This window comes from Mycetocola sp. BIGb0189 (assembly GCF_024810155.1).
GTDB lineage: Bacteria > Actinomycetota > Actinomycetes > Actinomycetales > Microbacteriaceae > Mycetocola > Mycetocola lacteus.
On sequence record NZ_JANUED010000013.1, the window covers coordinates 1 to 25,585 of the forward strand.

23 protein-coding genes are annotated in these 25,585 nt (G+C 67.0%); 9 read left to right on the top strand and 14 right to left on the bottom strand.

The genetic code is table 11. From position 1 onward, the window contains the following. Positions 1-377: 377 nt before the first annotated feature. The 7 genes from M2390_RS15845 to M2390_RS15875 all read right to left on the bottom strand — a co-directional run bounded on the left by M2390_RS15845 (position 378) and on the right by M2390_RS15875 (position 6,498). Positions 378-860 carry a glutathione peroxidase gene (locus M2390_RS15845; protein WP_121689683.1) on the bottom strand — a complete coding sequence of 161 codons (483 nt, stop codon included), beginning with the start codon at positions 858-860 and terminating at the stop codon, positions 378-380. A gap of 133 nt (positions 861-993) precedes the next feature. Further along, positions 994-1,455 (bottom strand): DUF3817 domain-containing protein, encoded by a 462-nt coding sequence (locus M2390_RS15850; protein ID WP_259180165.1) that lies wholly within the window; start codon positions 1,453-1,455, stop codon positions 994-996. Positions 1,456-1,584: 129 nt separating this feature from the next. Continuing rightward, positions 1,585-2,481, bottom strand: coding sequence for a thioredoxin domain-containing protein (locus M2390_RS15855; protein WP_121689685.1), 897 nt, complete (start codon positions 2,479-2,481; stop codon positions 1,585-1,587). A 95-nt stretch (positions 2,482-2,576) separates the two neighbouring features. Beyond that, the gene (locus tag M2390_RS15860; RefSeq protein WP_259180167.1) at positions 2,577-3,320 is read right to left on the bottom strand and encodes an HAD hydrolase-like protein; all 744 of its coding nucleotides are present in this window, start codon (positions 3,318-3,320) and stop codon (positions 2,577-2,579) included. A gap of 44 nt (positions 3,321-3,364) precedes the next feature. After that, on the bottom strand, positions 3,365-4,057 hold the full coding sequence (nucS, locus tag M2390_RS15865; protein WP_121689687.1) for an endonuclease NucS: 693 nt from the start codon (positions 4,055-4,057) through the stop codon (positions 3,365-3,367). A gap of 74 nt (positions 4,058-4,131) precedes the next feature. Then, a complete protein-coding gene (locus M2390_RS15870; RefSeq protein ID WP_259180169.1) occupies positions 4,132-5,109 on the bottom strand; it encodes a DUF2804 family protein in 978 nt (325 codons plus the stop codon). Positions 5,110-5,181: 72 nt separating this feature from the next. Continuing rightward, positions 5,182-6,498: an MFS transporter gene (locus M2390_RS15875; RefSeq protein ID WP_396823251.1), complete on the bottom strand. Its 1,317-nt coding sequence runs from the start codon at positions 6,496-6,498 to the stop codon at positions 5,182-5,184. 78 nt (positions 6,499-6,576) lie between these two features. Between M2390_RS15875 and M2390_RS15880 the strand changes: the two genes are divergently transcribed. Continuing rightward, a complete protein-coding gene (locus M2390_RS15880) occupies positions 6,577-7,638 on the top strand; it encodes a LacI family DNA-binding transcriptional regulator (RefSeq protein ID WP_259180172.1) in 1,062 nt (353 codons plus the stop codon). Positions 7,639-7,701: 63 nt separating this feature from the next. On the opposite strand, the gene M2390_RS15885 is transcribed toward M2390_RS15880, so the two are convergent. After that, positions 7,702-9,024 carry an MATE family efflux transporter gene (locus tag M2390_RS15885; protein ID WP_259180174.1) on the bottom strand — a complete coding sequence of 441 codons (1,323 nt, stop codon included), beginning with the start codon at positions 9,022-9,024 and terminating at the stop codon, positions 7,702-7,704. Between the two features lie 90 nt (positions 9,025-9,114). Between M2390_RS15885 and M2390_RS15890 the strand changes: the two genes are divergently transcribed. After that, on the top strand, positions 9,115-11,091 hold the full coding sequence (locus tag M2390_RS15890) for a M13 family metallopeptidase (protein WP_259180176.1): 1,977 nt from the start codon (positions 9,115-9,117) through the stop codon (positions 11,089-11,091). A gap of 5 nt (positions 11,092-11,096) precedes the next feature. Further along, positions 11,097-12,065: a class A beta-lactamase-related serine hydrolase gene (locus M2390_RS15895; protein ID WP_259180178.1), complete on the top strand. Its 969-nt coding sequence runs from the start codon at positions 11,097-11,099 to the stop codon at positions 12,063-12,065. Positions 12,066-12,127: 62 nt separating this feature from the next. Here M2390_RS15895 and M2390_RS15900 read toward each other — a convergent pair whose 3' ends face one another. The 5 genes from M2390_RS15900 to M2390_RS15920 all read right to left on the bottom strand — a co-directional run bounded on the left by M2390_RS15900 (position 12,128) and on the right by M2390_RS15920 (position 19,112). Beyond that, complete coding sequence (locus M2390_RS15900; protein WP_259180180.1) at positions 12,128-14,971, bottom strand: hypothetical protein; 2,844 nt, start codon at positions 14,969-14,971, stop codon at positions 12,128-12,130. A 63-nt stretch (positions 14,972-15,034) separates the two neighbouring features. Then, positions 15,035-16,915: an HSP90 family protein gene (locus M2390_RS15905; RefSeq protein WP_259180182.1), complete on the bottom strand. Its 1,881-nt coding sequence runs from the start codon at positions 16,913-16,915 to the stop codon at positions 15,035-15,037. A gap of 49 nt (positions 16,916-16,964) precedes the next feature. Further along, the gene (locus M2390_RS15910; RefSeq protein WP_259180183.1) at positions 16,965-17,768 is read right to left on the bottom strand and encodes a triacylglycerol lipase; all 804 of its coding nucleotides are present in this window, start codon (positions 17,766-17,768) and stop codon (positions 16,965-16,967) included. Then, entirely contained in the window at positions 17,765-18,595 is an 831-nt protein-coding gene (locus M2390_RS15915) for an alpha/beta fold hydrolase (RefSeq protein ID WP_259180185.1), read from the bottom strand. The genes M2390_RS15910 and M2390_RS15915 overlap by 4 nt, the downstream gene beginning before the upstream one ends. Positions 18,596-18,698: 103 nt before the next feature. After that, positions 18,699-19,112: an NUDIX domain-containing protein gene (locus M2390_RS15920; protein ID WP_259180187.1), complete on the bottom strand. Its 414-nt coding sequence runs from the start codon at positions 19,110-19,112 to the stop codon at positions 18,699-18,701. Between the two features lie 109 nt (positions 19,113-19,221). Between M2390_RS15920 and M2390_RS15925 the strand changes: the two genes are divergently transcribed. From M2390_RS15925 to M2390_RS15950, 6 genes are all read left to right on the top strand, one after another. Beyond that, on the top strand, positions 19,222-20,604 hold the full coding sequence (locus tag M2390_RS15925; RefSeq protein ID WP_121689699.1) for a glycine--tRNA ligase: 1,383 nt from the start codon (positions 19,222-19,224) through the stop codon (positions 20,602-20,604). Positions 20,605-20,747: 143 nt separating this feature from the next. Beyond that, positions 20,748-21,140 (top strand): hypothetical protein, encoded by a 393-nt coding sequence (locus tag M2390_RS15930; protein WP_259180190.1) that lies wholly within the window; start codon positions 20,748-20,750, stop codon positions 21,138-21,140. After that, positions 21,133-21,531, top strand: a complete 399-nt coding sequence (locus M2390_RS15935; protein ID WP_121689701.1) for a phage holin family protein — start codon at positions 21,133-21,135, stop codon at positions 21,529-21,531. The genes M2390_RS15930 and M2390_RS15935 overlap by 8 nt, the downstream gene beginning before the upstream one ends. Continuing rightward, complete coding sequence (locus M2390_RS15940) at positions 21,518-21,754, top strand: DUF3618 domain-containing protein (RefSeq protein ID WP_030149491.1); 237 nt, start codon at positions 21,518-21,520, stop codon at positions 21,752-21,754. The genes M2390_RS15935 and M2390_RS15940 overlap by 14 nt, the downstream gene beginning before the upstream one ends. A 168-nt stretch (positions 21,755-21,922) precedes the next feature. After that, positions 21,923-22,705: a uroporphyrinogen-III synthase gene (locus M2390_RS15945; RefSeq protein WP_121689702.1), complete on the top strand. Its 783-nt coding sequence runs from the start codon at positions 21,923-21,925 to the stop codon at positions 22,703-22,705. An 89-nt stretch (positions 22,706-22,794) separates the two neighbouring features. After that, the gene (locus M2390_RS15950) at positions 22,795-24,507 is read left to right on the top strand and encodes a hypothetical protein (protein WP_259180192.1); all 1,713 of its coding nucleotides are present in this window, start codon (positions 22,795-22,797) and stop codon (positions 24,505-24,507) included. Positions 24,508-24,571: 64 nt separating this feature from the next. Here the strand turns inward: M2390_RS15950 and M2390_RS15955 are convergent, their stop codons facing one another. Then, on the bottom strand, positions 24,572-25,561 hold the full coding sequence (locus M2390_RS15955) for an MDR family oxidoreductase (RefSeq protein WP_259180193.1): 990 nt from the start codon (positions 25,559-25,561) through the stop codon (positions 24,572-24,574). Positions 25,562-25,585: the final 24 nt, after the last annotated feature.

The window sequence follows — 25,585 nt, forward strand, 5'->3', positions numbered from 1 at the left end:
AGAGTAAGTCACCGCCGGACTTCTTTACAACACATGTTGTGTGTTGCAGGTTGAGAGCCCTGACCGTTTCACGGTCGGGGCTTTCCTTGTTTAACAGCACGTGTGTTGTGAGTGTTGTGAGTGTTGGCCTCACCCTTGGACGGGGTGGGGCTTTTACTGTTTAACCCGGGCCGGCGGGGTGTGCAGCCGCGACTGTGGCCTTGCCCTGGACAGGGGCGAGGCTTTTACTGTTTGATGCGCTTGTTGTTGTGTTGGGTCTTGCCTGAAGGGTGAGACCTTCGCTGTTTAACGAGGCGTGATGTCCGATGCTGGGGGCCGCTCTGCGGCGAAAAAAATCCCCGAACGGCCTTCGGCCGTCCGGGGATGATTCGAGTGCTCTAGCGGGGCAGGTTGGCCTCGATCAGGGAGACCAGAGCCGGGTCGTCAGGCTCGGTCTTGGTGCGGAAGCGGTGCTTCTCTCCGTTGGGGAGGATGAGGAACTTCTCGAAGTTCCACAGCACCGGGCCGGCGAGGCCCACGGTGTCCTTGGCATCGATGATGTCGCGGTATAGCGGGTGGCGGTTGCGTCCGTTGACCTTGGCCTTTTCAAAGACCGGGAAGGTCACGCCCCAGGTGACACGGCAGTACTCGGCGATCTCCTCGTCGCTGCCACCCTCCTGGAGGAACTGGTTAGAAGGGAAGCCCAGCACGGTGAAGCCGCGATCCGCGTACTTCTGCTGCAGGGCCTCGAGTGCCTCGTACTGCGGCGTGAAGCCGCACTTGCTCGCGAGGTTCACAACCAGGAGGACGTTGCCCTCATAGTCGGAGAGGTGCTCGGTCGTTCCGTCATTGCGGAGGAGCTCAATTGTGCCATCGGTCATGTCATCAGGATACGCTGGTGTATCCAAACTCGCTACGTGCGTCGCTGAACGTTTGATGTGGGTTATTGCGGGGGCTCGCGCCCAGAACCATGCGGCACGGTCACGACTTCGCGCGGTGTCTCGGGGACGGCGATTAGCCCTTGGGGATCGGCGGTCCCAGAATCAGCAGCACGGTGGCCACGATCGCTACGGCGACCACCGCAAGGGCCAGGAAGAGCACGGGGTGGCGCACCAGCCACATCACCAGGCGAGACAGTATCGAGCGGTCACGGGGGTCCGCACCGGGCTCGGTGCGCCACACTCCACCCAGGTGTCCACCGCGCTCCAGAGCACGCTCAAACGGGATGGTGGCATAGGGCACCACCGCGGACACAACGCCGAGGGCAACGCGGCCCAGCGACCAGTGCTGGTTGATGCCGATCAGGATCGATGCCAGGGCGAAGCTCAGGAACACGACCCCGTGGATACCGCCGGCGATCGTGGTGACGATCGGATTCGCATCTAACCCGTACTTCAGGATGAGGGAGATGATCAGCAGCGTCCACGTGACGGCCTCGGCGATCGCGACGGTGCGGTACAGGGTGCGGGGAGTCATATGGCCTCTTCGGGTTGGGGTCAGACCCCACCAGCCTACTCGACACGGTGTCGGCAACCTGGGAAAGTCATGGTGACAAAACAGAGGCGCCGGTGTGGATAAACCACACCGGCGCCTTGGCGAATCGGATTACTTCTTGTTCTGAGCCTGAACCTGCTCGACGAACTTGAAGAAGTCCTGGGTGTTGCCCCAGCCGACGTTCTGCTGGGGGCTGTACTGCTTGCCGTCAACCAGGATGGTCGGGGTACCGGTGACCTTGGGGACATCGGTGTTGGGCAGCGGGCCGTTCAGGGCCGACTGGGTGAACGAGGTCACGAAGTTCGTGTAGTCGCCATCGCTGATGCACTTGGCGATGTTGGCGTTCTTCACGCCGGAGTCTTCGATGATCTTGGCCAGGTCGGCGTTGCTGTGACCCGCGGTGCCCTCCTCGGGCTGCTTGGCGTAGAGTGCGGCACTGGCGTCCAGGAATCCGTTGGGCTCGTAGTTTGCCACGCAGGCCATTGCGGCGGCCGAACGGGTCGAGTACTTGGTGCCCGCGGACACGCGGTCCAGGATGCTGATCGGCAGGACCTGCAGGTCGACGGTTCCGGCGCTCACCATGTCCTTCAGGCCGTCCAGGTTGGCGGACTCGAACTGGTTACACAGCGGGCACAGGTAGTCGACGTACATCACGACGTTGGTCTTGGCGGAATCCTGCTTCACGCCGACCGGATTCTCCCCGGCCTTGAGCGCGGGGGTGGTCTTCGCCTCGATCTTGCCGGCGGCACCGGTGAAGCTGATGCCACCACTCTGCATGTTCGCCGGGCCCGGGCGGTTGTTCTGGGCCGTGGTGTTCACCACGATTGCCACCACGAGCGCAATGACCGCGAGGGAACCCACAACAACACCGATCTGGGTGATGATGCGGTTACGCTTTTTGCGCTTCAGTTCTTCTTCCCGACGCAGACGTGCGACCTCGCGCATGTGTTCGCGGCGGTCCTTCTTGCTCATCTTGTCGGGGTCATTACCCGAATCACTGGATGCCATGTGTTTTCCCAATCGGTGTCACGAATCCTCGCGGCGCGCGAAGTTGCTCTTAGAGAATCGTACCCGCACCGATAACGATGAAACTGTCATCTTCCTTAAAGCGTCGTTTTGGTGTCCGTCCCGGCGTATTCGGCGATGAGACGGTCGGCCAGAACCTCCGCGGAGTCGAAGACCTCGAGTGCGCCCTCCTCCTCACCGGGAACCGCATAGCCCCAGCTCACAAGGTAGGTGGGGATCCCGTTGGCGCGAGCCCCATCGATGTCGTGGTGACGATCGCCCACCATGATCGGGGCACCGGTGTCGACACCCTGCGCGCGCAGGCGCACCAGCGCCTCGGCAACGACGTCGGCCTTGGCGCTCCGGGTCTCGTCCTCGCTGGCGCCACACAGGACGGTCAGGGTGTGACGCAGCCCGAAGTGATCCAGGATGCGCTCGGCCTGAGACTCGGGCTTCGAGGTGGCCAGCGCGAGCGGGACTCCCGCCTCGTTCAGGCGCTTCAGGAACTCGGGGATGCCCGGGTAGACGCTGGTGAGCTGCGAGGCGTCCTCCTGGCCGGCGAGACTGCGGTAGCGCTCGAGCGCCGCCCAGGAATCGGCCTCGTTGAGCCCGGCGAAATCACGGAAGGAATCCAGCAGCGGCGGCCCCACCCAGCGCATCATCTCCGACTCGTGCTGAGCCGGCAGACCGAGCGAGGCGAGGGTGCGACCCAGGCGCTCGATGATGCCGGGGGCCGAATCGATCAGGGTGCCGTCCAGATCAAGCAGCACACAGGTCCAGGCCTGGGTGGTGGGACGTTCACTGGTGGCGGGCACGGTGGTGGGGATGGTGGGAATCGACATAATTCCCCATCATACGGAGCGGGGCCTGGGCCTCGCAGAAATTCTTAGAACAGCCGTGAACCGTCGTCGAGGCCGCGCATCTCGTCGTAGTCGAGAATGACACAGCGAATGCCGCGGTCCTCGGCGAGGGTACGTGCCTGGGGCTTAATCTCCTGGGCGGCAAACACACCCTGAACCGGGCGTAGGGCGGGGTCGCGGTTCATCAGTTCGAGGTAGCGAGTCAGCTGCTCGACGCCGTCGATTTCGCCGCGGCGCTTGATCTCCACGGCCACCGCGCCACCGTTGGCATCCCGGGCCAGAATGTCGATCGGGCCGATCGCGGTCATGTACTCGCGGCGCACCAGGGTGTGCCCGGGACCCAGGACGTCGATCTGCTCGGCCATGAGCTTTTGCAGCTCGGATTCCACCGCGATCTTCTGCAGGCCCGGATCCTGGCCAAGCTCATGCGCGCTATCGTGCTGGATCTCATAGATCGAGACCTCCAGCTGGTCGCCGGTCTTGGCGTGGGTGACCTTCCACAGCTCCTTCACGCCCTCCTCGGCGCGCTCGGGAGAGGGCTCCTGCACCTGCATCGTGCAGGGCGGGCTCATCCAGTTCAGCGGCTTATAGCTGCCGCCATCGCTGTGGATGAGCAGGCTCCCGTCGGCCTTGAGCATCAAGACCCGGGTAGCCAGGGGGAGGTGGGCGGCCAACCGGCCGACATAGTCCACGGAACACTTCGCAATAACCAAACGCACCCAGTGAGTGTATCGTCCGAGCCCGGGAACACCCAGCCCATCGGGTGCGCGTGGCCGCAGAAAACTAACGTGATCTACCGGGCGTCGGGTGCCGCGAGGGGGAGCGAGAGCCACCCGGTCAGGGCGGAAACCGTGAGCCGGGATCCGGGCACCTGCTCAACCCAGCCAGCAAAGAGGCCCACGTGTGTGCGGCGCTCGCCCCGAGCGTCGGCGGGTGCATCGCTCAGCGGTGTGAAGAGCAGATCGCAGCGTGGCCCATACAGGCGGATCGTCCCGTTTTCGTGTCGTTCGGTCTGGATGGCCGTGGGGTCATAGGCGAGGACGCCATCCACCAGGAAGCCGCTGCCGGCCCCGAGCCGGATGCCCAGGCGGTGCGCGCTGGCATCGGCCGCGAGCACACCGACTCCGGTTGCCTCGGCACGCACCTCGTCGAGGTCGCGACGGTGGCAGCCGTGGCTGTAGTTGTGCACGGCCCAGGTCGACTCCGAGGCTAGGGCCTCCCAGGTTCCATCGATTGCCACCCGACCCGTCACCGGCCTGGCCAGATCACTCAGCACGTAGTCAAACGAGCGATTGTCACGGGACACGACGGTGCCCAGGCTCTCCTGGATCAGCGGCCGTCCCACCCGCAGATCCAGCTGCACCCGGCCGCCGTATACACGCACCCGGGTTCCCCCGGGCACCTCGTCGATGCTGATGTCAAGGTCCAGAGAATGGACACGAATCGGTCCGGTTTCCGGGCCCTGTGGCAGGGATCCCATCGCGTCCTTGGGGCGGGTCGGGGCGACTTCGATGCGCGAGCCCGTGACTCGATCCAGAACCCACAGTCGCTGGTGGACGCCCCGCTGGTCTCGGCCGGTGGCGATCATCAGGATGTGGGTCGGGGTGCTGATCAACCAGTGGTCCCGGCGTCGGTCCTGCCCGGTTTCCCGGCCCGCCGCCTGGTGCAGCGGAGCGCGGGAAAAACCGATCGCGTCGGGATTTACGATCCCCGAGGCCAAGCGCAGCGGCACCGGCTTCGTGATCTCACGGGTGAGGACTCCAAGGCTCATTGGTGCAGACTAGCGAGAATCTGCGCCCAAAAACACCATCCCCCAGGTTGATTCTTGGGGAATTGTGGATGACTAAGCTGCCTGCTTCTCCGGATATCCCACGGGACGGGCCGCGGGGGCCGCCAGCAGGGCGATGAACACCAGACCGAGAATCGGCAGCAGTGCGTGCAGCAGGCCTACGTGCTCGCCCAGCAGGCCGATGGCGGGCGGACCTGCGAGGAAGGCGACATAACCCATCATGGCTACCGCGCTCACCCGCTGTGCGGACTGCGTGGGGTGCTCGGCTGCCGCGGACATGCCCACCGGGAAGCCCAGTGCGCAGCCGGCACCCCAGGCGGCGGCACCCACCAGGGCCAGCGGGAAGGCCGGGGCGAAGATAAAGAGGGCCAGGCCCAGCACCGCGAGGCTCGCGGAGAGGCGGATGGCCGCGACCCGACCGAAACGGTCGATGAAGGGGCCGCCAACAAAACGGGTCAGCATCAGCGCGGCCACAAACACGCCATAGACCAGCGCACCGGTGCCGGGGGACTGCTGATAGCCGTCCACCACCGCCTGGGCGATCCAGTCACCCGCGCTGCCCTCGGCCAGGCTCATGCCCAGCATGATCAGGCCGATCAGCAGCAGGCGACGATCCTTCCAGACCGAGGCATTCGCGCGCAGACGCTCGCCAAACGGCACGCGCTCATGGGTCTGGCGCACGATCGGGCGCAGTGGGATCCAGCGCACCACGATGATCGCGGCGGCCGAGACCAGGATCACCACGATGGTGAGGTGAACCGAGAGGGGGACGTGGTTAAACGCCGCGGCCGAGCCGATCAGGGCACCGAGGACCGTGCCCACGCTGAAGAACGCGTGCATCATCGGCATCACGGTTTTACCCAGTTCAACCTCGGCCAGGGCGCCGTCGAGGTTCATCATGACGTCCACCACGCCGTTGCCAAAGCCCAGAATCGCCAGACCCACGATGACCACCGGCAGCGCGATCGTGGATCCGAAGCCCATGATCAGCAGCCCGACCATGCTGACCAGCAGCGCGGTGCGAATGCCGGCCCGGGTCCCCAGGCGTTCGCGAATCGCGTTGGAGGAGGCCAGACCGAGGATCGAGCCCGCGGACATGCCAAACAGCACCAGTCCGAGGGTTCCGTTGCTGATGCCGAGGGTCTCACGCAGCGCGGGGATCCGGCTGGCCATGCTGGCCACGCTCAATCCACTCAGCAGAAAGACGATAAACAGGGCGTTGCGCCAGGCGCGCAGGGCGGCGGGGGAGGCGGCGATGGAGGTAGCGGTCATGCTCACGGTTTCAAACGGGGCGCCTGCGGCGCGAAGTGGGGGTAACGTGTGGGCGTCGGGGGAAGGTGACGCCCCGTGTCGAATCGATTCGATTCGCAAAGAACATCGCCTAAGCTATCCGATGGAAGTGATCCCGGTCAACCGGCCGGGACAACGCCGTCGAAAACGGAGCGGGCGATGACTGATCGGAATGCCGGACGAGTAACCCTCGCCGAGGTGGCCGAGTTGGCCGGGGTCTCGGCCTCCACCGCGTCGCTGGCCTTCAGCGGCCGGGGGCCGGTATCGGACCAGACCCGCGAGCGGGTCATGAGCGCCGCCGCCGAGCTGAACTATGCCGGACCCGATCCGCGTGGGCAGTCGCTGCGACTGGGAACCAGCGGAATCGTCGGCGTGCTGATCGCCGACCGCATCGGAGTCTCCTTCCGGGACCCGGTGCTGATTCAAACCCTCGACGGGCTCGCCGATGAGATTTCAAAGATCGGTGCCTCACTGCTGCTGATCCCCGAACTGGATCGCGGAACCGCGGCCGTGGCCAACGCGCCGATCGACGCCCTGGTGCTGCTGTGCGTGGGAACCGAGGCCGGGGATATTGCCCGGGTCCTGGGTGGCCGCGGGGTCCCAACCGTGCAGATCGAGGGTCCCGAAAACAACGCCATCACCAGCGTGAACCTCGATAACTTTGGTGGAGGCAAGGCCGCGGCCGAGCACCTGGCGGCCCTCGGCCATGAGCGCGTGGCCACGGTCACCCTGGGGGTTGACCGGCAGCGCGTGGTCGCCCCGCTGACTCCCGAACGTGAGGCCGCGGGGACCGTGGCCACCACGCTCGAGCGGCTGCGCGGAGCACGAGCGATCTATCCCACCCTCACCGGGGTGATCGCCGGCAGCAGCCGGGTCGAGGCCGGTCGACTGGCCACCCTGCGACTGCTGGATGTCCCCGCCGCCGAGCGACCCACCGCGGTGATCGCGCAGAGCGACCTGATCGCCGTGGGCGTGATCGCCGCGGCCGAGGAGCTGGGACTGCGGGTGCCCGAGGACCTCAGCGTGGTTGGCTTTGACGGGATCCGCGTCGACGGGTTCGAGCGTCGCCTGACCACCGTGTGGCAGCCCGCACACGCCAAGGGGCAGGCCGCAGGTCGCGCGGTGCTCGCGATGCTGGAGGGGCAGAGTGTGCCCTCGGCAGACTTTGACGTCTCCTTCGTCGCCGGCGACACCACGGGACCGGTGCCGACCTCCCGCTGATCGGGCGAACGACGGGACCGAGCTCTCGGTGGGCCGGCACACCCCGGGCTCGGCCGCCCGGCGCTACGCCGAGGTGATGCCCGTGCGCATCCAGGCGGTGCCGCGGGCGCGTAGCCCCAGGGTGATCGCCCGGGCGGCGATATAGCCCAGCGCAAACGCCCCGGTCAGCCAGGCGAGACCGCCCGCACCGCCAGGGCCGATCAGCCCGACGATCCACAGAATGATCATGAACGTGGCCAGGTTCACCAGGCCGGTGAGCGCCAGGTAGCGGGCATCCCCGGCACCGATCAGGACGCCATCCAAGACAAACACGATCCCGGCCAGCGGGGCACCGATCGCCAGGATGATCAGACTCGGGGTGATCAGCGTGGCCAGGTCCGCATCCGAGGTGAACACCCGTCCCAGCACCCCCGAACCCAGAGCCAACGGAACCCCCAGCACCACACCCGCGCCGATGCCCCACTGCAGGCAGCGCTTGAGGACCAGCCGCACAAATTCGGTGTCCGCGGCCCCGAGGCCCTTGCCCACCAGTGCCTGGGCGGCGATGGCCAGGGCATCCAGGGCGAAGGCGAGTGTGCTAAACACCGTCATCGTGATCTGGAATCCGGCGAGCTCGGGATCCCCGAGCCCCGCGGCGGTCCCGATTGCCAGCAGCATGGCCGCGCGCAGACTTGCCGTGCGCAGCAGCAGCCATCCCCCCGCCCGGGCGGAGCCGCGGACCCCGGCCCGAGACGGACGAATTCGGGCACGCACTCGGCGGGCATGGCGGACAATCACGAGCAGGTAGGCCACCACCATGAGCCACTGTGCGATGACGGTGCCCAGGGCCGAACCGCCAATGCCGAGGCCCGCGGGGTAAATGAGGAGGTAGTTGAGTCCGGCATTCAGGGCGAAGCCGATCCCGGCAACCCAGAGCGGCGTCAGGGTGTCCTGGAGTCCACGCAACAGCCCCGTGGCCGCAAAAACCAGGAGCATTGCCGGGACCCCGGCCATCGAAATCGACAGGTACTGAATCGCCGCGGTGCTCGCCCCCGCCGGGGCACCAAACAGGCCGATCAGCCACGGGGAGCCCAGCGCTCCCAGCGTTCCCAGCACGATACCGAGCCCCAGCGCGAGCCACAGCCCGTCGATCCCCACCGAGACGGCCCCGCGCGGATCCCCCGCGCCGAGCCTGCGTGCCACCGCCGGGGTGGTGGCGTAGGCCAGGAACACCATGAGGCCGATGATCGTCTGCAGCACCGCGGCCGCCAGCCCCAGCCCGGCCAGCTCGGACACCCCCAGGTGCCCCACCAGGGCGGTATCGGTGAGCAGGAACAGGGGCTCGGCGATCAGCGCGCCCAGGGCGGGAATCGCGAGGTGCAGGATCGAACGGTTGAGTGGGGCCACCCACCCACGGTACGGGATTTTTTGATTCCGGTTGGGGACTTAGATGACGGATCCGAACACCTCCGGGCCGGTCTGGTTTACCCTGGAGAGATGACGTCTCCCAACTCGACCTCCGGCATCACCCTCGACGACCTCAACCCGGACATTCGTCCCCAGGACGACCTCTACCGCCACACCAATGGACGCTGGCTAGAGCGCACCGAAATCCCCGCGGACAAGTCCCGCTGGGGCTCGTTCTCGATTCTCGCGGAGGAGGCCGAGGAGGCCGTCCGTCAGATCATCGAGGAATCCCGTGATGCCGCAGCCGGCACCACCGCCCGCAAGATTGGTGACCTCTACACCAGCTACCTGGCCGAGGATCGGATCAACGAGCTGGGCGCGTCCCCGCTGGCAGACGAGCTTGCCCAGGCGGATGCCGTCGCCTCGATCGCCGACTTCGCACGCGTGGCCGGTTCCCTGGACCGCGCCGGCGTGGGCGGGTTCCTGGGACTCTGGGTGGATAACGACCCGGGTAACCCCGAGCGCTACCTGGTCATGGTGCAGCAGTCGGGCATCTCGCTGCCGGATGAGAGCTACTTCCGTGAGGAGCGCTTTGCGCCGATCCGTGAGGCCTACCGTGCCCACATCGAGAAGCTGCTGGCGCTCGCCGGACTGGATCAGGCCGACGCCCGCGCCCAGCGCGTATTCGACCTGGAAACCCGCATCGCCGCGGTGCACTGGGACAATGTGGCCGCCCGCGACAGCCAGGCCCAGTACAACCTCAAGACCTGGGACGAGTTTGCCGAGCTGTTTGGCCAGCACGGCGATGCCGCCCTGCTGAGCACCTGGGCCCAGAGCCTGGGCGCCCCCGCCGGTGCACTGGATGAGGTTGTGGTGCGTCAGCCCAGCTTCGTTGAGGGCATCGCGGCCCTGCTGACCGAGGAGAACCTGGAGAGCTGGACCGACTGGCTGCGCTGGAAGATTGTGCACGGCGCCGCGGCCTACCTCTCCGACGCCTTCGTCGAGGAAAACTTCGACTTCTACGGTCGCACCCTCTCGGGTGTCCCCGAGATTCGCGAGCGCTGGAAGCGCGGCGTCTCCCTGGTCGAGGGTCTGCTGGGTGAGGCCGTGGGCGAGCAGTACGTGGCCCGCCACTTCCAGACCGAGTCCAAGACCCAGATGGATGTGCTGGTGAGCCACCTCGAGGCCGCCTACCGCGACTCGATCACCGATCTGGACTGGATGAGCCCGGAGACCCGTGAGCGTGCGCTGGACAAGCTGTCCAAGTTCACCCCGAAGATCGGCTTCCCCGACCGCTGGCGTGACTACTCGGCCCTCGAGGTCAGCGCCGATAACCTGATCGCCAACGTGCGTGCGGGGGCGGAGTTCGAGTTCAACCGCGAGCTGGCGAAGATCGGCAAGCCGATCGACCGCGACGAGTGGTTCATGACCCCGCAGACCATCAACGCCTACTACAACCCCGGGTTCAACGAGATCGTGTTCCCTGCGGCAATTCTGCAGTTCCCCTTCTTCGATGCGGGCCGCGATGCCGCCGCCAACTACGGCGCGATCGGCGCGGTCATCGGCCACGAGATCGGTCACGGCTTCGACGACCAGGGCTCGCGCTACGACGGCGACGGTAAGCTCACCGACTGGTGGACCGAGGCCGACCGTGCGGCCTTCGAGCAGCGCACCGCGTCGCTGATCGAGCAGTACAACGCCCTGGCACCGCGCCAGGTCCCCGAGCACCACGTCAACGGCGCACTCACCATCGGTGAGAACATCGGTGACCTGGGTGGTCTGGCAATCGCCTGGAAGGCCTACCTGCTCTCGCTCGAGGGCACCGAGCCCGCGGTGATCGACGGTCTGACCGGTGCCCAGCGCTTCTTCCTGTCCTGGGCGCAGGCCTGGGCGCAGCTCGCTCGGGACGAGGAGGCCATCCGCCTGCTCGCGACCGACCCGCACTCACCCAACGAGTTCCGCTGCAACCAGATTGTTCGCAACATCGACGCGTTCTACACCGCGTTTGACGTGAGCGAGAGCGACGAGCTCTGGCTCGCGCCCGAGCAGCGCGTCACCATCTGGTGACCCGGGTGGCACACCGGCACGGCGGACCGCGGGAGGGGACAGACGTTCCCACCCGCGGTCGGCGTGCCGCCAGTGCACCCGCAGATTCCGCAGCGCTCACCGCCGGTTTCCGGCAGCCCGGCACCGGCGGTCGGACCCGCGGTGGTGCTCGCGGTGGCAACGGCTTTGGCCGCTCGATGCGTGCGTTTGAGCACATGGTGCGCGAGGATATGCGGGTTTCGGTCCGGGTCAGCAACCTGGAAACCGGGGCGCCGCTGCTGCGTGTGGATGACTACGTGGTCTCGCAGATCGGGTCGCTGGGCCGGATCCTGCTGCTGATCGAGGCCGCCGATCACTGCGAACGCGGAGACAACCCGCAGATTGTGCGCGAGAGCGCGGACCTGGCCGACGGTCCGGGGATCTGGCAGCACCTCGAACGAGACACCCTCTCGCTCGCGGATGCGGCGGCCCTGCTGGCCGGAAGCGGCGACCACACGGCCGGAAACGCGCTGCTGCGTGCGTTCGGGCTGGACAATATTGCCGCCCGCGCCGAGTCCCTGCACCTGCGCAACACGGTGCTGCGCGATGGCCTGAGCCGCCGCGCCGACAGTGGAACCCGGGCGGCGGTATCCCGCTCAACCATGACCGAGCTGAGCGAGCTGATCTGGCGGCTGGAACGCGGCGAGATCGTGAACCCCGAGGTTTCGGCCCGGGTGCTGCGCTGGCTGGGAAGCGGAAGCTACCCCGGATCGGTTGTGGGCGCTCTGGGGCTGGATCCGGGCCTGCGCGGAGGCGTGCGCTTCGGGATCGGCGGATACGCCCTGGCCTCGCGCGAGCTGGGCCTGCGCGCCGAAACGGGTGTGGTTCGTGGCCCGTCGGCGAGCGTGTGCTTTGCGATCAAGGTGTCGTTCCGCGAAACCGATGCCACCTCGGGTTTTGCCGTGCAGCAGGGGCTGCGTGAGCTGGGCCTGGAGCTGCTCGACTTTGTGAGTTAGTCGCTCGGATGAAAAACGGCGGCCCCGCGGAATGATCCGCGGGGCCGCCGTTTTCCGTGCCGCTACTGCTCGGGTGCCTGCTCGGCGCGGGCGCGGGCGGCGGCGGCCTCGGGGTGTCGACCCAGCTGTTCCAGCAGGGCGCCCAGCTCGAGGTTGAGCCCCACGAAGGCGGGGGATCCCACGGGCAGGCGGTCGATCGAGGCACCGTACATCGGCACGGCCTCCTCCGCGCGTTCGGCCTGCGCCAGCACGCGGGCCACAAACAGCTCGCTCATGGCCGCGTTGCCCTCGTCGCCGCAGTCGGCGTAGGCGTCGGCGGCGGTCAGGGCGGCGGGGATGGCCTCGTCGATGCGCCCGAGCGAACCCAGCGCGCGGGCGCGGGAGTCGGTCACATCGGCGATCAGCCAGTCGGCACCGCGTTCCTGGGCGAAGGCCAGCACGGCGTCGAGGTCCTCGAGGCCCGCGGCATCACCGTGGGTCGCGCGGGTCTGGCCGAGACGGTGGCGGGCGGCGGCGATCAGGTCGGCGTCCTCCACCTTCTCCGCGTGGGCAAGGGCACGCTCGAGAATCTCGATCGCCTCGGGATCGTTGAAGCCGTTGCACAGCTGCCCCAGCAGGATTCCGGCTCGGGCGGCCAGTTCGAAGGCTTCACCCTCCGCGGCCAGCTCGATTGCCCGGGAGAAGGCACCGTAGGCGAGGCCGTTCTCCTCGGCGCCCTGCGCCGCCTGGGCGAGCCAGAACAGGGTCTCGGCCCGAGCGGCCGGCGGCGCCTCGGCGGCCTCCTCGGCGCGGTAGGCCTCGTCCAGGTTTTCGGTCGCCGACTCGAAGGCCCCGGCGTTCAGCTGGTAGCGCCCGAGCAGGAAACGCAGCCCGATCAGCTGCTCGGACTCGGCGCGCTGGGCCAGGTCGATCGCGTACTCGATGCGGGCGGCGGCCTCGCCGGGACGCTCGTCATCGTTCAGCAGGTTGGCGGCCAGCTGGGCGGCCTGGATCGTGTTCTCACGGTTGGTTCCGCGGGCGGTCCGAGCCAGCAGCTCATCGGCCAGCGGGATGCCCGCGCGCGGGGTGCCCAGCATGCCGTGGATCTGCGCGCGCAGACGCAGGGCCTGCATGCGTACGTGCGGGGCGCCCTCGGTGGCCAGCAGGGCGTCCAGGTGCGCCGCGGCACCGGGGGCATCCTCGGTGTAGAGCAGCGTGAAGGCGGCGAGGGTACGCGCGGATTCCAGCAGGCGCGCGGGTCCATCCTCGGTCAGGGCCAGCGCCTCGAGCGCGAGCGGCTGCGCCTCGGCGGGACGCTGGGCGCGCATCCGCAGGTCGGCGATCACAAACAGCAGGTCCGCGATGACCTCCAGCGGGGCACCGGCGACGCGGGCACGCTCGAGTTCGGCGAGCAGCGCCTCCTCATCCTCGGGGGTTGCGGTGGAGAACATCAGCAGCCCGAAGCGCTCCTCGAGGTCCGCCTGCTCGGGGTGTCCGCTCGCGCGCAGCACAGCGATGCGCTCGGTCAGCGCCTGCTGGGCACCCTCGGGCTGCTCGGCGGCGATCAGGGTCTGGATAACACAGCTGTAGAGGCGCACGCGAGCCTCCGCATCGCCGTCCTCGATCGCCAGCCCCTTGTCCACGGCCGCCAGCACGGCGGCCTGATCGGACTCAAACATCGCGGTCTGTGCGCGGAACAGCCAGTCGGCGGCGCTCGTGGGCTCGGCCTGGGTGTCCTGCTCCAGCTCGGCCGGCGGGGTGAAACGCTCGCCGGCGATGGGCAGGTTGTAGTGCTCGGTGGCCAGCTGACGGGCACGGTCGATTCGGCCGGTGAAGTCGTCATTGCCGTTGCGGGCGTTGAACTCCCCGGCCAGCTCCTCGGCCCCGGCCCACAGCGCGGCGGCCAGGGAGGCGGCGGTGGGGTTCCCGCCTAGATCGGCACCCAGGAGTGCGGCCAGGTCGGGGTTCTGGGCACCGCGGATCGGCGTGTCTCCGGCCCCGGCACGGGTGACCGCGTCCAGGAAGACGGCGATCGAGACGCGGGAGGAGAAAATCAGCGCGCGGTTCAGCGGATCCACGGTCAGATCCCGCAGCAGACGCTCGAGGATCGACAGTCCGCGGGACTCATTGCCGGTGACCGCGCAGAAGACCAGGTGGTCGGCGATCATTGCCAGGCCGTCGGGGGAGTGACGGGCGACCCGGTAGCTGCGCAGGTGCACCGCACGCGCCTCGTCCAGTCGGCCCGCGCGCAGCAGGGTGAGCAGCGAGTTGGCCTCGACCGACTCGGGCTCCTCGCCACAGGTCAGCCCCTGCTCCATGATCTCGTCAAACAGGGCCAGGGCCTTGTCTTCCTGCCCGATCCGGCGGAAGTAGGCGGCGTCCTCGGCGCGCACACAGGCCTCACAGTGGCTGTAGTCATCGCGCGGGATCAGCTCACGCTCGTCGCGGAAACGTCCGGCGGCCACAAAGTTGCCGGTGTCCATCGCGGTCGAGAAACGACTCTGCAGCACCCCCGACTGGCTAACACCCGCGCGGCGGTAGCGCTCGGACATATCGGCGTGGATCGCATCGAGCTGGCTCAGCGGGAACGCGGGGTTGGAGGCCACCCGGCCGGCCATCCACTTGTACTGGAACAGCAGGTCGTTGCCGCCGCCGGCCTCGCTGGGGAAGCGCACCGGGTCCTGATCGAACTTGCCCACGCACCAGCCGAAGGAGGCGAGCATCGCGTCGGTGTCGCCGGTCATGTGGGCGGAGGAGGTCAGGCGCATGCGGGCCTGATAGGCGCGCTCCTCATCCCCGGCCTCATCGGCCAGGGCGACCGCCTGATCGATCAGCGCACGCTCCTGGGCACCGATCGGGGTGATGTCGATTTCGGCGAGCAGCTGATCGATGCGCTCGGCGGTTGAACCATTATGCGGGGTGCTCATGGGGTCTCCTTACCCGGTGCGCCGCCCACTCGGGTCCGGGGGCGGCGTGTGGTGTTGGTGTACTTAGTCGGTGGGGTTTTGGTCGCCGAGGCCGATGCTCAACTGCACCAGATCGGTGAGGGCACCGGTCATCAGGGCTCGGTCGGTGGTGGTCAGCGGACGGTGTCCGGCCAGCATCGCCTGGGCATAGAGCAGCTCGATCGAGCGGCGGAATACCAGCGGATCATCCAGCTCGGCCAGACGGCGCACCAGCGGGCTGGACCAGTTCAGGCACAGCCGGGCGCGCACGTCCCGCTCGCCCTCGCCGGAGTTCTTGCCGGTGAGCAGGCGGTCGTTGGTCGAGATGACCTGGGACCACAGGCCCGGGGCGATATCGGCCGCCTTGGTGCGTTCGATCCGGCGCAGCACCGCCTGGTCGGCCACGTAGAGCGCCGGCAGGTCGGCGGGCTGGAACGAGCGAATCGACACCCGGGTCTGCACGGTGGTGAGCGCCTCCTCGGCGCGGGCCTCGACCGCGGCGGTGAGCTGACGCTCGTGCAGCGGGGGTGCCTCGAGGCTATCCAGCTCATCGGAGACCTCAATGCGGGTAACGCTCTGTCCGGTCAGCGCGGGGATCTGGCGCAGCAGGGCCGCGTCGTAGACGTACCCGCCGTTGACCACGGGGGACTCGGGGCTGGCGATGGCCGCAACCTGACGGAACTCATCCACGGTGTCGGTGTAGCGCAGCTCGCCAAAGCGTTCCAGGTGCTCGCCGATGGTGGTGTCTCCGGCGGAGGTTTCGATCTTCAGCCACGGCAGCATCAGCGCCGCCAGCTCATCGTCGTGGACGGCCATCGACTTGAGTGCGAGCTGGTGTACCGAAACCAGACCGGACAACACGTGGGGTGCGGTGGTGGCCTGCAGCATGATCCAGCGGCGCAGCGCGTTACCGATCTCGGTGCGGGTGTACTCCAGCGCCTCATTATTCACGAAGCTCTCGCGGGAGGCCGTGGGAGACAGACCGTCGGTGTTGATCACGCAGCGCACGAAGAATGCCCAGTCGGGCAGCAGGTCCTCAACCCGCTCATCCAGGAGCATACGTCCCAGATACACCCGGCTGGCCTGGCGGGCGCTGGGTGGCGGCGCATACGGCAGTACATAGGCGATGCCGCGGGTCTCGGTTCCGGGAACCACGATTTCGATGCTGGCCAGCGGGCGGGCACCGAGCAGCTCGGTTCCCAGCGCGAGCTGGGCCTCCTCGTGCGCGGATCCCGCGGCCACCGGCTCCAGGAACGGCGCGGGAATCGTGACCGACTCCCAGGAGCGGTCGGACTGCTCAAGCTGCACGTCTACCGGGAGGTAGCGTCCGAAACGCTCGGTGAGCTCGCGCACCCGGGCGGGAGAGAGCAGGGTCGCATCATCGGGTCGTGGGCGCAGCGAGATTTCGGTGCCCACCGGCAGTCCGGCGGCCTCCTCCTCGCTCAGTTCGCGCACGCTGAAGGTGCCGTTGGAGTGGCCGCGCCACTCGATCGGGGCCTCGCCGTGAGCGGAGCGCGAGCGCACCACGATCTCATCGGAGACCATAAAGCAGGAGAGCAGTCCCACCCCGAACTGGCCTAGGAAGTCCTCGCGGCGCAGGTTCAGGACCTCATCCCGTTTGGAGCTGCGGCCCACTGTGGAGAGCAGTTCGGCGGCCTGGGTTGCGGTGAGCCCCACACCGTTGTCGGTGAAGCGGAAGACCGGGTCGGTGTCGGTGACCGGGCTGATCCGCAGGAGTCCCGCCGGAGCATCGGGAAGTTTCTGCCGGGCGGTGACCGCGTCGCGGCCGTTCTGCAACAGCTCGCGCAGATACACCTGGGGGCTGGAGTAGATGTGCCGACTGAGCAGATCCACGACGCCGCGCAGGTCAACCTGGAAGGGACGAGCGCTCGCCGGGGTGCTGGTTTCGGGGGTGTCGAGAGACAAAAATGCTCCTTGTTTGAGGCGGGGCCGATCGCGCACGGGGCGCGAAAAACTACGGGGCCTGTTCCAGGGTAGGGGAAGCCACGCCGAGCCGGGCTGGGAGTGTCGGGGATTTCGCCTCTAGCGTGAGCGGTCCCGCATTCGGACCGTTCGTCTCGCCCGGGGATTCGGCCCCGTGCAGCATCTCCACGGCGTCCAGCACCAGCGGGGCGGTTTCGGGTGCTCGGAGGATGCGGAAGTGGCCCGAGGTTTCGGTTCTGACATTGTGTGCACCGGGGAGTTCGCTGCCCTCGCTCACGTGCGGATCCCAGGGGCCAAAGATCGAGACGATCGAGGCGTTGACCTCGGCCTGCCTACCGAGCCCCACGATCGTGGAGTTGGTGGGCAAAAACGCGCGCAGGCTGGGGTCGAGGATGTAGCGGGCATAGCGGGAGCCGGCAAAGGGGGTGGCGATCGCGACGATCCCCAGGATCCGAAGCTCCGGCCCGTCGGTAACCATCAGCTGTTTGCCGATCAGCCCGCCCTTGGAATGGGCCACGATGATCCGCCCGGCCCGCGGTGCCGGTGCGCGGCGCAGCGCTCGGGCCAGGCGCCCGGCGGTATCGATGATGGGGAGCAGGTTGTAGCCCAGGCCGCGCACGATCGAGATGCGATAGCCCGAGCGATGCAGCAGCTCGGCGATCGGTTCCAGGAAGGCCCAGGTCTCGTAGACCCCGGGCAGGAGCAGGATGATCGGCTTATCGGCGTCCCCGTGACGGTAGCGGCGGGGGAAGCGCTGAAAGGGTGCGCGCAGGTGCAGCCCGATCATCAGCCCGGTGTCACGCACCAGGACGGTGAACCGGCCGAGGATGTTCATCGCTTGGTATGTCCGGTCCGGGGCTCTGCGGCGGGCAACCCCAGGTGGGTGCGGATTGCCTGCGCGACGGCCGGGTAACCACTGATCATGGTTTCATGTCCGCGGCCCGGAATGGTGACCGAGTGGGCATCGGGAATCAGGCGCGTCACCTCGTCCACCCAGGGGGCCGGACACAGGGCGTCGCGCTCGCCGTGGACCACGAGCGTGTGCGCCTGGATGCGAGGCAGGGTCTTCTCCACCTCGTGGGTGAGCATCGTCGCCAGCTTCTTGATGTACCAGCGCGGGCCGGCCGCCAGGTAGTAGCGAATACCAAAGTAGAGGGTGCGTGGCTGCGGGGACATCATGTCCTGCATCATGCGCAGGGCCTGACGCCAGACGGTTCGCTCGGAGACGTTGATCGTGGGGGCGAGCAGGATCAGCTCGGGGAAGAGATCCGGCGCTGCCGCAGCGGCCTCCACTGCCACCTGGGTGCCCATCGAGTGCCCGATCAGGATCACATCGCGCAATCCCTCGGAGCGCACAAACTCCGCCACAAAGGCACCGCTATCGGGCATATCCAGCGGCTCGTCCGGCTCGGGGGACTCCCCGAATCCGGGCAGGTCCAGCGCATAGATCGGACCGATTTCGCTGAGTTCCGAGGCGAGGCCCTCCCAGTAGGCGTGCCCCATCCCGATCCCGTGCAGCAGCACAATCGGGGTTCCGGTGCGCGGTCCCGAGCGGAAGTTGACGATTTCGCGCCCGTCGCGTTCGAAGCGCACCGGCACCGCCTCATTGAAGGCGATGGCGGAGACCCCTGCGCCGGCGCGTCCACGTTCCTGCTGTGTCAATTCGGCCCCCTGGGTGCATCCGTTCCCGGCGCGGCCGGGTTCTCATCACGACTGCGATCCATGTTAGCCGGGACTTCGTGGAGTTCCCAGTGTGCGCGAATGGTCAGTCGATCAGGCCGTCCCGGTGCAGAACGTGCAGCAGATCCGCCCCGGCGGGCGGGCAGCGGTCGGCATCGGCCAGGCGCACCCAGTGCAGCTCGCTCACCTCGGCGCTCGGGACCGGCTCATCCAGCAGCTCGCCGCTGAAGATGGTCATCGCCACCAGGCGACCCTCGGGTTCTCCGTGTGCCTGCAACGCCAGCCGGTGGTAGATCGCCAGCGAATCCGGGTCGACCCGGGCCCCCACCTCCTCAAAAACCTCACGGATTACCGCGTCTCGCGGGGTCTCACCCGAATCGATCTTGCCGCCGGGGAGGAAATAGACGTCCCGGCCCCGGGCGGTGACCATCAGCAGGCGGCGGTCCCGCACGAGGGCGAAGGCGGCAACCTGAATATCGGGGAGCGTGGGGTGACTCATGGCATCAATCCTAGAACGGCAGCGGACACCGGCCGGGAAAGTGGGTAAACTTAGGCCCTAATGCCCGGCACCCGGTCGGGTTATCTTTCAGCACACTTCAGGAGCCACCGTGGCAGCCAGCCGTCTCGATAAAGTCATCGCCCTCGCCCGTCATCGCGGATTTGTCTTTCAGGCCGGTGAAATCTACGGCGGATCCCGCTCCGCATGGGACTACGGCCCCCTCGGTGTGGCGCTGAAGGAGAACATCAAGCGTCAGTGGTGGAAGTCCATGGTTCAGGGTCGCTCCGACGTGGTGGGCCTGGACTCCTCGGTGATCCTGCCCCGCAAGGTCTGGGAGGCATCGGGCCACGTTGAGGTCTTCTCCGACCCGCTGGTCGAGTGCACCTCCTGCCACAAGCGCTTCCGCGCCGACCACCTGGAGGAGGAGTTCGAGGAGAAGAAGGGTCGTGCCCCCGAGAACGGGCTGGACGACATCGCCTGCCCGAACTGTGGCACCCGTCACGCCTGGACCGAGCCCAAGGCATTCTCCGGTCTGCTGAAGACCACCCTCGGCCCGGTTGAGGACGAGTCCGGCATGCACTACCTGCGTCCCGAGACCGCCCAGGGTATCTTCGTGAACTTCGCCAACGTGCTGCAGGCCTCGCGCCAGAAGCCGCCGTTTGGTATCGGCCAGATCGGTAAGTCGTTCCGTAACGAGATCACCCCCGGTAACTTCATCTTCCGCACCCGCGAGTTCGAGCAGATGGAGCTGGAGTTCTTCGTGGAGCCCGGCACCGATGAAGAGTGGCACGAGTACTGGCTGAACGAGCGCATGAACTGGTACACCAGCCTGGGCATCAAGGCCGAGAACCTGCGCTTCTTCGAGCACCCCAAGGAAAAGCTCTCGCACTACGCCAAGCGCACCGTGGACGTGGAGTACCGCTTCGGATTCTCCGGCAGCGAGTGGGGCGAGCTGGAGGGTGTGGCTAACCGCACCGACTTCGACCTCAAGACCCACTCCGAGGCTTCGGGCAAGGACCTGTCCTTCTTCGACCAGCCCAAGAACGAGCGCTGGATCCCCTACGTGATCGAGCCCGCGGCCGGTCTGACCCGCTCGCTGATGGCCTTCCTGGTGGACGCCTATGACGAGGAGGAGGTCCCCAACGCCAAGGGTGGTGTGGACACCCGCACCGTGCTGCGTCTGGACCCGCGCCTGGCCCCGGTCAAGGTCGCGATCCTGCCGCTGAGCCGCAACGAGGCCCTCTCGCCGCTGGCCCGCGAGGTGGCCGCCGAGCTGCGCGAGACCTGGAACGTGGACTTCGATGATGCCGGTGCAATCGGTCGTCGTTACCGTCGTCAGGACGAGATCGGTACCCCGTACTGCGTGACCGTCGACTTCGATTCGCTTGAGGACAAGGCCGTGACCGTGCGGAACCGAGACACCATGGAGCAGGAGCGCATCGCGATCGCCGACCTGTACCTGTACTTCGCCGAGCGTCTGCGCGGCGCCTAGGTTTCACCACCAAAACACCGCTTCATTCCCACCGAGGAATGGAGCGGTGTTTTGTTTACCAAAGTCTTTTGAGACATTCTTCCCGACGTATCCGCAACCACGCGCTACGCTGGTGAGTATCGAATCGAGCAGAGGGAGACACGATGCGAGGCAAGATACTCTTCGTCACCGGACTGGCCGCGGGCTATGTGCTGGGGACCCGTGCGGGCCGTGCGCGCTACGAACAGATTAAGAGCGGGTGGCTGAGCGTCTGGAACGCCGCCCCCGTGCAGAACCAGGTTGAGAAGGTCGAGACCTTCACCAAGGCCCGGCTGAGTGAAATCCCGGGTCTGCTGCTGACCGGTGTCAAGAAGGTGGCCTCGGCTATCGCCCCCGACGAGTCTGCTCCCGAGACCTCGGCGAAAAAGCCGGCCGCCGCCACGAGCGCAAAGCCCGCCGCCAAACAGCCGGCCGCGAAGAAGGCCGCGTCGACCAAGAGCACCGCCAAGGGCGGGGCTGCCAAGAGCTCCACCAAGAAGTCGGCCGAGAATGAGTGAGCCCAGCAAGCGCTCCCTGATTGGTCTGATCGCCGATCTCCCCGGTCAGATCGTTGATCTGATCAAGGCCGAGATCGAGCAGCTCAAGGTCAAGGCAATCCACGTCGGGAAAAACGCGGGCATCGGTGCGGTCTTTGTGATCGTCGCGCTGATCTTTGTGTTCTTCGCCGTGGGGACCCTGGTGGCGGTGATCATCCTGGCGCTTGCCCTGGTGATGCCCGCCTGGCTGGCGGCACTGATTGTTTTTGTCCTGTTCCTGCTGGCGGCCGGGGTCTTCGGGCTCCTGGGCTGGCGCTCGTTTAAGCGCATCAGCGATGAGCAGGGTCCGATTGAGGGTGTGCGTCGAGACATCGACGCGCTGAAGGGAACCGGTGATTATGACCGTCGATAAGACCCCTGAGGAGGCGCGCGCGGAGCTGGTAGCCACGCTGAACGCCCTCGAGGACAAGCTCAACGTGCCCAAGCGAGTGGGCGGTGCGGTGAACCGCGGCAAGAAGAAGCTCAAGGAGTTCAGCACCGAAAACCCCGGCGGCGCACTGGGTGTGGCCGCGGCCGCAACCGTGACCGTGGGCCTCGCGGCCTGGGGTATTGTGCGGGCGCTTTCGCGACGCTAAAACCGCGGGTTTACTCGGCGTTTTGTGTCCGGGAGCCCCGGGCGATTTCGGATCCGGCCGGAACCGGACGATGATGGTAGTGTGAGGTTCGTTTTCCTCCCCGAGCCGTGCCACCCGAATGGGCGTGCGCGCGCAATCAGTTTGACGAAGGTAGCAACGAGTTTTCCGATGAGCACTGCAGGATCTTCCTCCAAGCCGTTGACCGGCTGGCGGATTCTGGTGCCCCGGGGTGGCCCCTGGGGTGACGGAGTCGCCGCCGAACTGCGTCGTCGAGGCGCCACCCCGGTGATCGCACCGATGGTGAACTTTGCCCCGACCGACAACCCCGAGGCGCTGGCCAGCGCCCTGGAATCACTTCAGGCCGGCGCATTCGACTGGCTGACCCTGACCAGTGCCACGACCGTGGACGTGCTCTACGCCCACCGAGTGCAGGTCCCCGCCCACACAAAGATTGCCGTGGTGGGCGAGACCACGGCCGCCGCCGCACAGGCGGCCGGTTTTGTGGTCACCCTGGTTCCCGCCGAGGATAACTCGGCTACCGGAATGGCGCGTGAGCTGCTCGCGCGCGAACCCGAACCGCGCCGTTTCTTGACCCTGCGCGCCGCCAATGCCGAACCCGTGCTGACCCGTGGCCTGGTGGCCGCCGGACACAACGTGGAATCGGTGATGGCCTATCGCACGGTGGGCGAGCCGGTGTCGGAGAAGGTTATCGCGGATGTCCGCAGTGGCCGCATCAACGCCCTGCTGGTGACCTCGGGGAGTATCGCCGATCAGGTCGCCGCGCAGTTTGGCGAGATCCCGGACTCGACCCTGATTGCCGCCATCGGTCCGCGCACCGCGAACGATGCGGCGGCCGCGGGACTGCGCGTCGACCTGGTGGCCGGCGAGCAGACGGTGGCCGCGCTGCTGGATGCCGTGGTGACCGCCGCCGAGGATGGACACGGCGTTTAGGGCACTGTGATAATTCTCCAGCCGGGGAGTTATCACTTTGTGAGGTGTCTTCGTCCCTTTTTTCAGGTGAAAGGGGCAAACTAGAGGGTATGGCTAGCCTTCTCCTGCACCCCGATCGACTGGAAGTGAAACTGACGGCGGCGGAAAAGGCCCTGGCGCTGCGCAAAGACAACGTGGTGATCCCGCGTGATGCGATCCGAACGGCCTCGATCACCGAGGATCCGTGGGTCTGGCTGCGGGGTATCCGTTCGCCCGGTTGGTACGTTCCGCTCACCATGGCCGTGGGCCGCTGGAAGTTTAACGGCGGTATGGACTTCCTGGTGATCCGCGGAAGCCGTCCCACCATCGTGTTTGAGCTGGAGGACGCCCAATATTCCCGCGTGGTGGTCACCACCAAGCATGCGGCGGCACTCGTGGCCGCGCTGGGCCTGGACGATGGCGATGCCGCGCGTGCGCGCCGCAAGACGGCCGCGGCTCTCGAGGCCGAGAAGCGGATCGAGGCCACCCGGGCCACCGAGGCCGATATTGTTGCCCTGCTGGAATCCGATATCGAGGTCAACCCGCGCACGGTGACCGGCGTGCGTCCGGCGCTAGTGCGCAAGCTGATCGAGCGTAAGGCCGAGGGTGTGGACCTCCGCGCGGTCCTCGAGGAGGAACACGCGACGCGTAAGGCCGAGGCCGAGAGGATTGCCGCCGAGCGAGAGGCCGCCCGCAAGGCAGCCAAGAACCCGCTGGCTCGGGTGACGCCGATCCGCAAGCGTGCCCCGAAAAAGGCAGCACCCGCCCCGGCGAAGGATGCGGCCCCCGCGGCCAAGGCGAAGCCGGCCGCCGCAAACAAGCTCGCTGCCGCGAGCAAGGCCGCCGCGAAGCCCGCCGCGAGTAAGCCCGCCGAGACGAAGGCGGCCCAGACAAAGCCTGCGGCGAGCAAGCCTGCCGAGACGAAGCCTGCCCAGACAAAGCCCACCCAGTCGAAGCCTGCCCAGTCGAAGCCGGTGGCGAGCAAGTCTGCCGAGACGAAGGCTGCCGACGCTAAACCTGCGGCGAGTAAGTCCGCCACAGCGAAGTCGGCCGAGTCCGAGCCGGCCACGGCCAAGACGGCAGAAGTGAAGGCTTCCGCGGCCAAGCCTGCGGCGGCTAAGCCGGCCGCGGCTAAATCGACCGCAGCCCCGAAGACGCCGGCGGCCAAGGCTCCGGCCGCGAAGACTGCCCCGGCCAAGCCTGCCGCGAAGCCGTCGACCGCCAAGGCCCCGGCCACCACGAACTCGACCACCGAGCCGGAAACGGGTAACTCCTCGGCACCGAAGACCTCGGCACCGAAGACCTCGACCCCGAAGAGCCCGGCAGCCAAGGCTCCGGCCGCAAAGACTTCCGTCGCGAAGACATCGGAATCCAAGACCGCTGATTCCAAGCCGTCGGAATCCACGACTCCGGACTCGAAGCCCGCGGAATCTAAGGCCGTTGCCTCGAAGACGTCGGAATCCAAGACTCCCGCCGAAAAGGCTCCGGCGGCTAAGGCTTCGGAGTCTAAGAACTCGGAATCCAAGGCTCCGGCTTCGAAGGCCGCGGCGACCAAGGCTCCGGCAACGAAGACGACGCCCGCAAAGGCGTCACCGGCGAAGTCCGCCTCGGCAGCCAAGCCCGCTACCGCGGCTGGTTCGAGCGCGAAGGCTGCCCCGGCGGCCAAGACCACGCCCGCCTCGAAGCCGGCCGCTACCGCAAAGTCCACCCCGGCCGCCAAGAAAACCGCGGCGAAGAAGCCGGCAGCGGGCACTGACGAGCCCGAGACCGAGACCCACAAGTAGCGGGTCAGATCGCAAAAAGAGGCGAAACCCCCTGCGGGGGTTTCGCCTCTTTTTCGGGTAGATGCTAGGCGTCGACGTCCACAACCGTGCGTCCACGCAGCTCACCGCGCAGGATGGCGGCCCCCGAGGCCCCCACATCCGACATCGGAATGCTGCGGGTCAGTGAGTCAAGCAGATCCAGGTTGAGATCCCTCGCCAGGCGCTGCCAGGCACGCTCGCGGAGCTCGCGCGGGGCAAACACCGAGTTGATCCCGATCAGGTGCACCCCGCGCAGGATAAACGGGAGCACGGTACCGGGAAGATCGGGCCCCTGGGCGAGCCCACACACGGTGGCCAGTCCGCGATAGTTCAGCCGCGCCAGCGCATTAACCAGGGTGTGGCTACCCACCGAATCCACGACTGCGGCAAACTCCTGCTTTTGCAGTGGGCGTCCAGGCTCGGAGAGCTCGGAGCGCGGGATGATCCGATCGGCACCGAGGTTGCGCAGGTAGTTGGAGGCGGTGTCCACCCGTCCGCTCGCGGCCACCACCTCGTAGCCCAGCTCGGCCAGCAGCGCGATGGCGATGCTGCCCACTCCGCCGGCCGCGCCGGTCACCAGTACCGGTCCGGCACTGGGCTCCAGCCCGGCGTCCTCGAGGGCCAGCACCGATAGCATCGCGGTGAATCCGGCGGTGCCGATCGCCGCGGCACGGAAATTGCTGATCTGCTGCGGTACCGAGATCAGGTCGGCCCCGCTTACCCGCGCATACTGCGCCAGCCCGCCATTATGGGTCTCGCCGAGCCCGGCACCATTGAGTAGGACACGTTCGCCGGGCTGCCAGAGATCCAGGTCAGACTCGACCACGAATCCCACCAGGTCGATCCCGGGGATCATCGGATACTCCTTCAGGATGCCGGGGCGCCGCTCCAGCGCGAGCCCGTCCTTAAAGTTGATTCCCGAAAACTCGACTCGGACGAGGGTGTCTCCCTCGCCGAGCTGGTCGGTGGTGGTGTCTCGAAGTTCGGCACTCTCGGCGGAGACCCACCAGGCATGAAACGATTCGGATGCACTCATATCTCCACCCTAACCAGTCGCCCC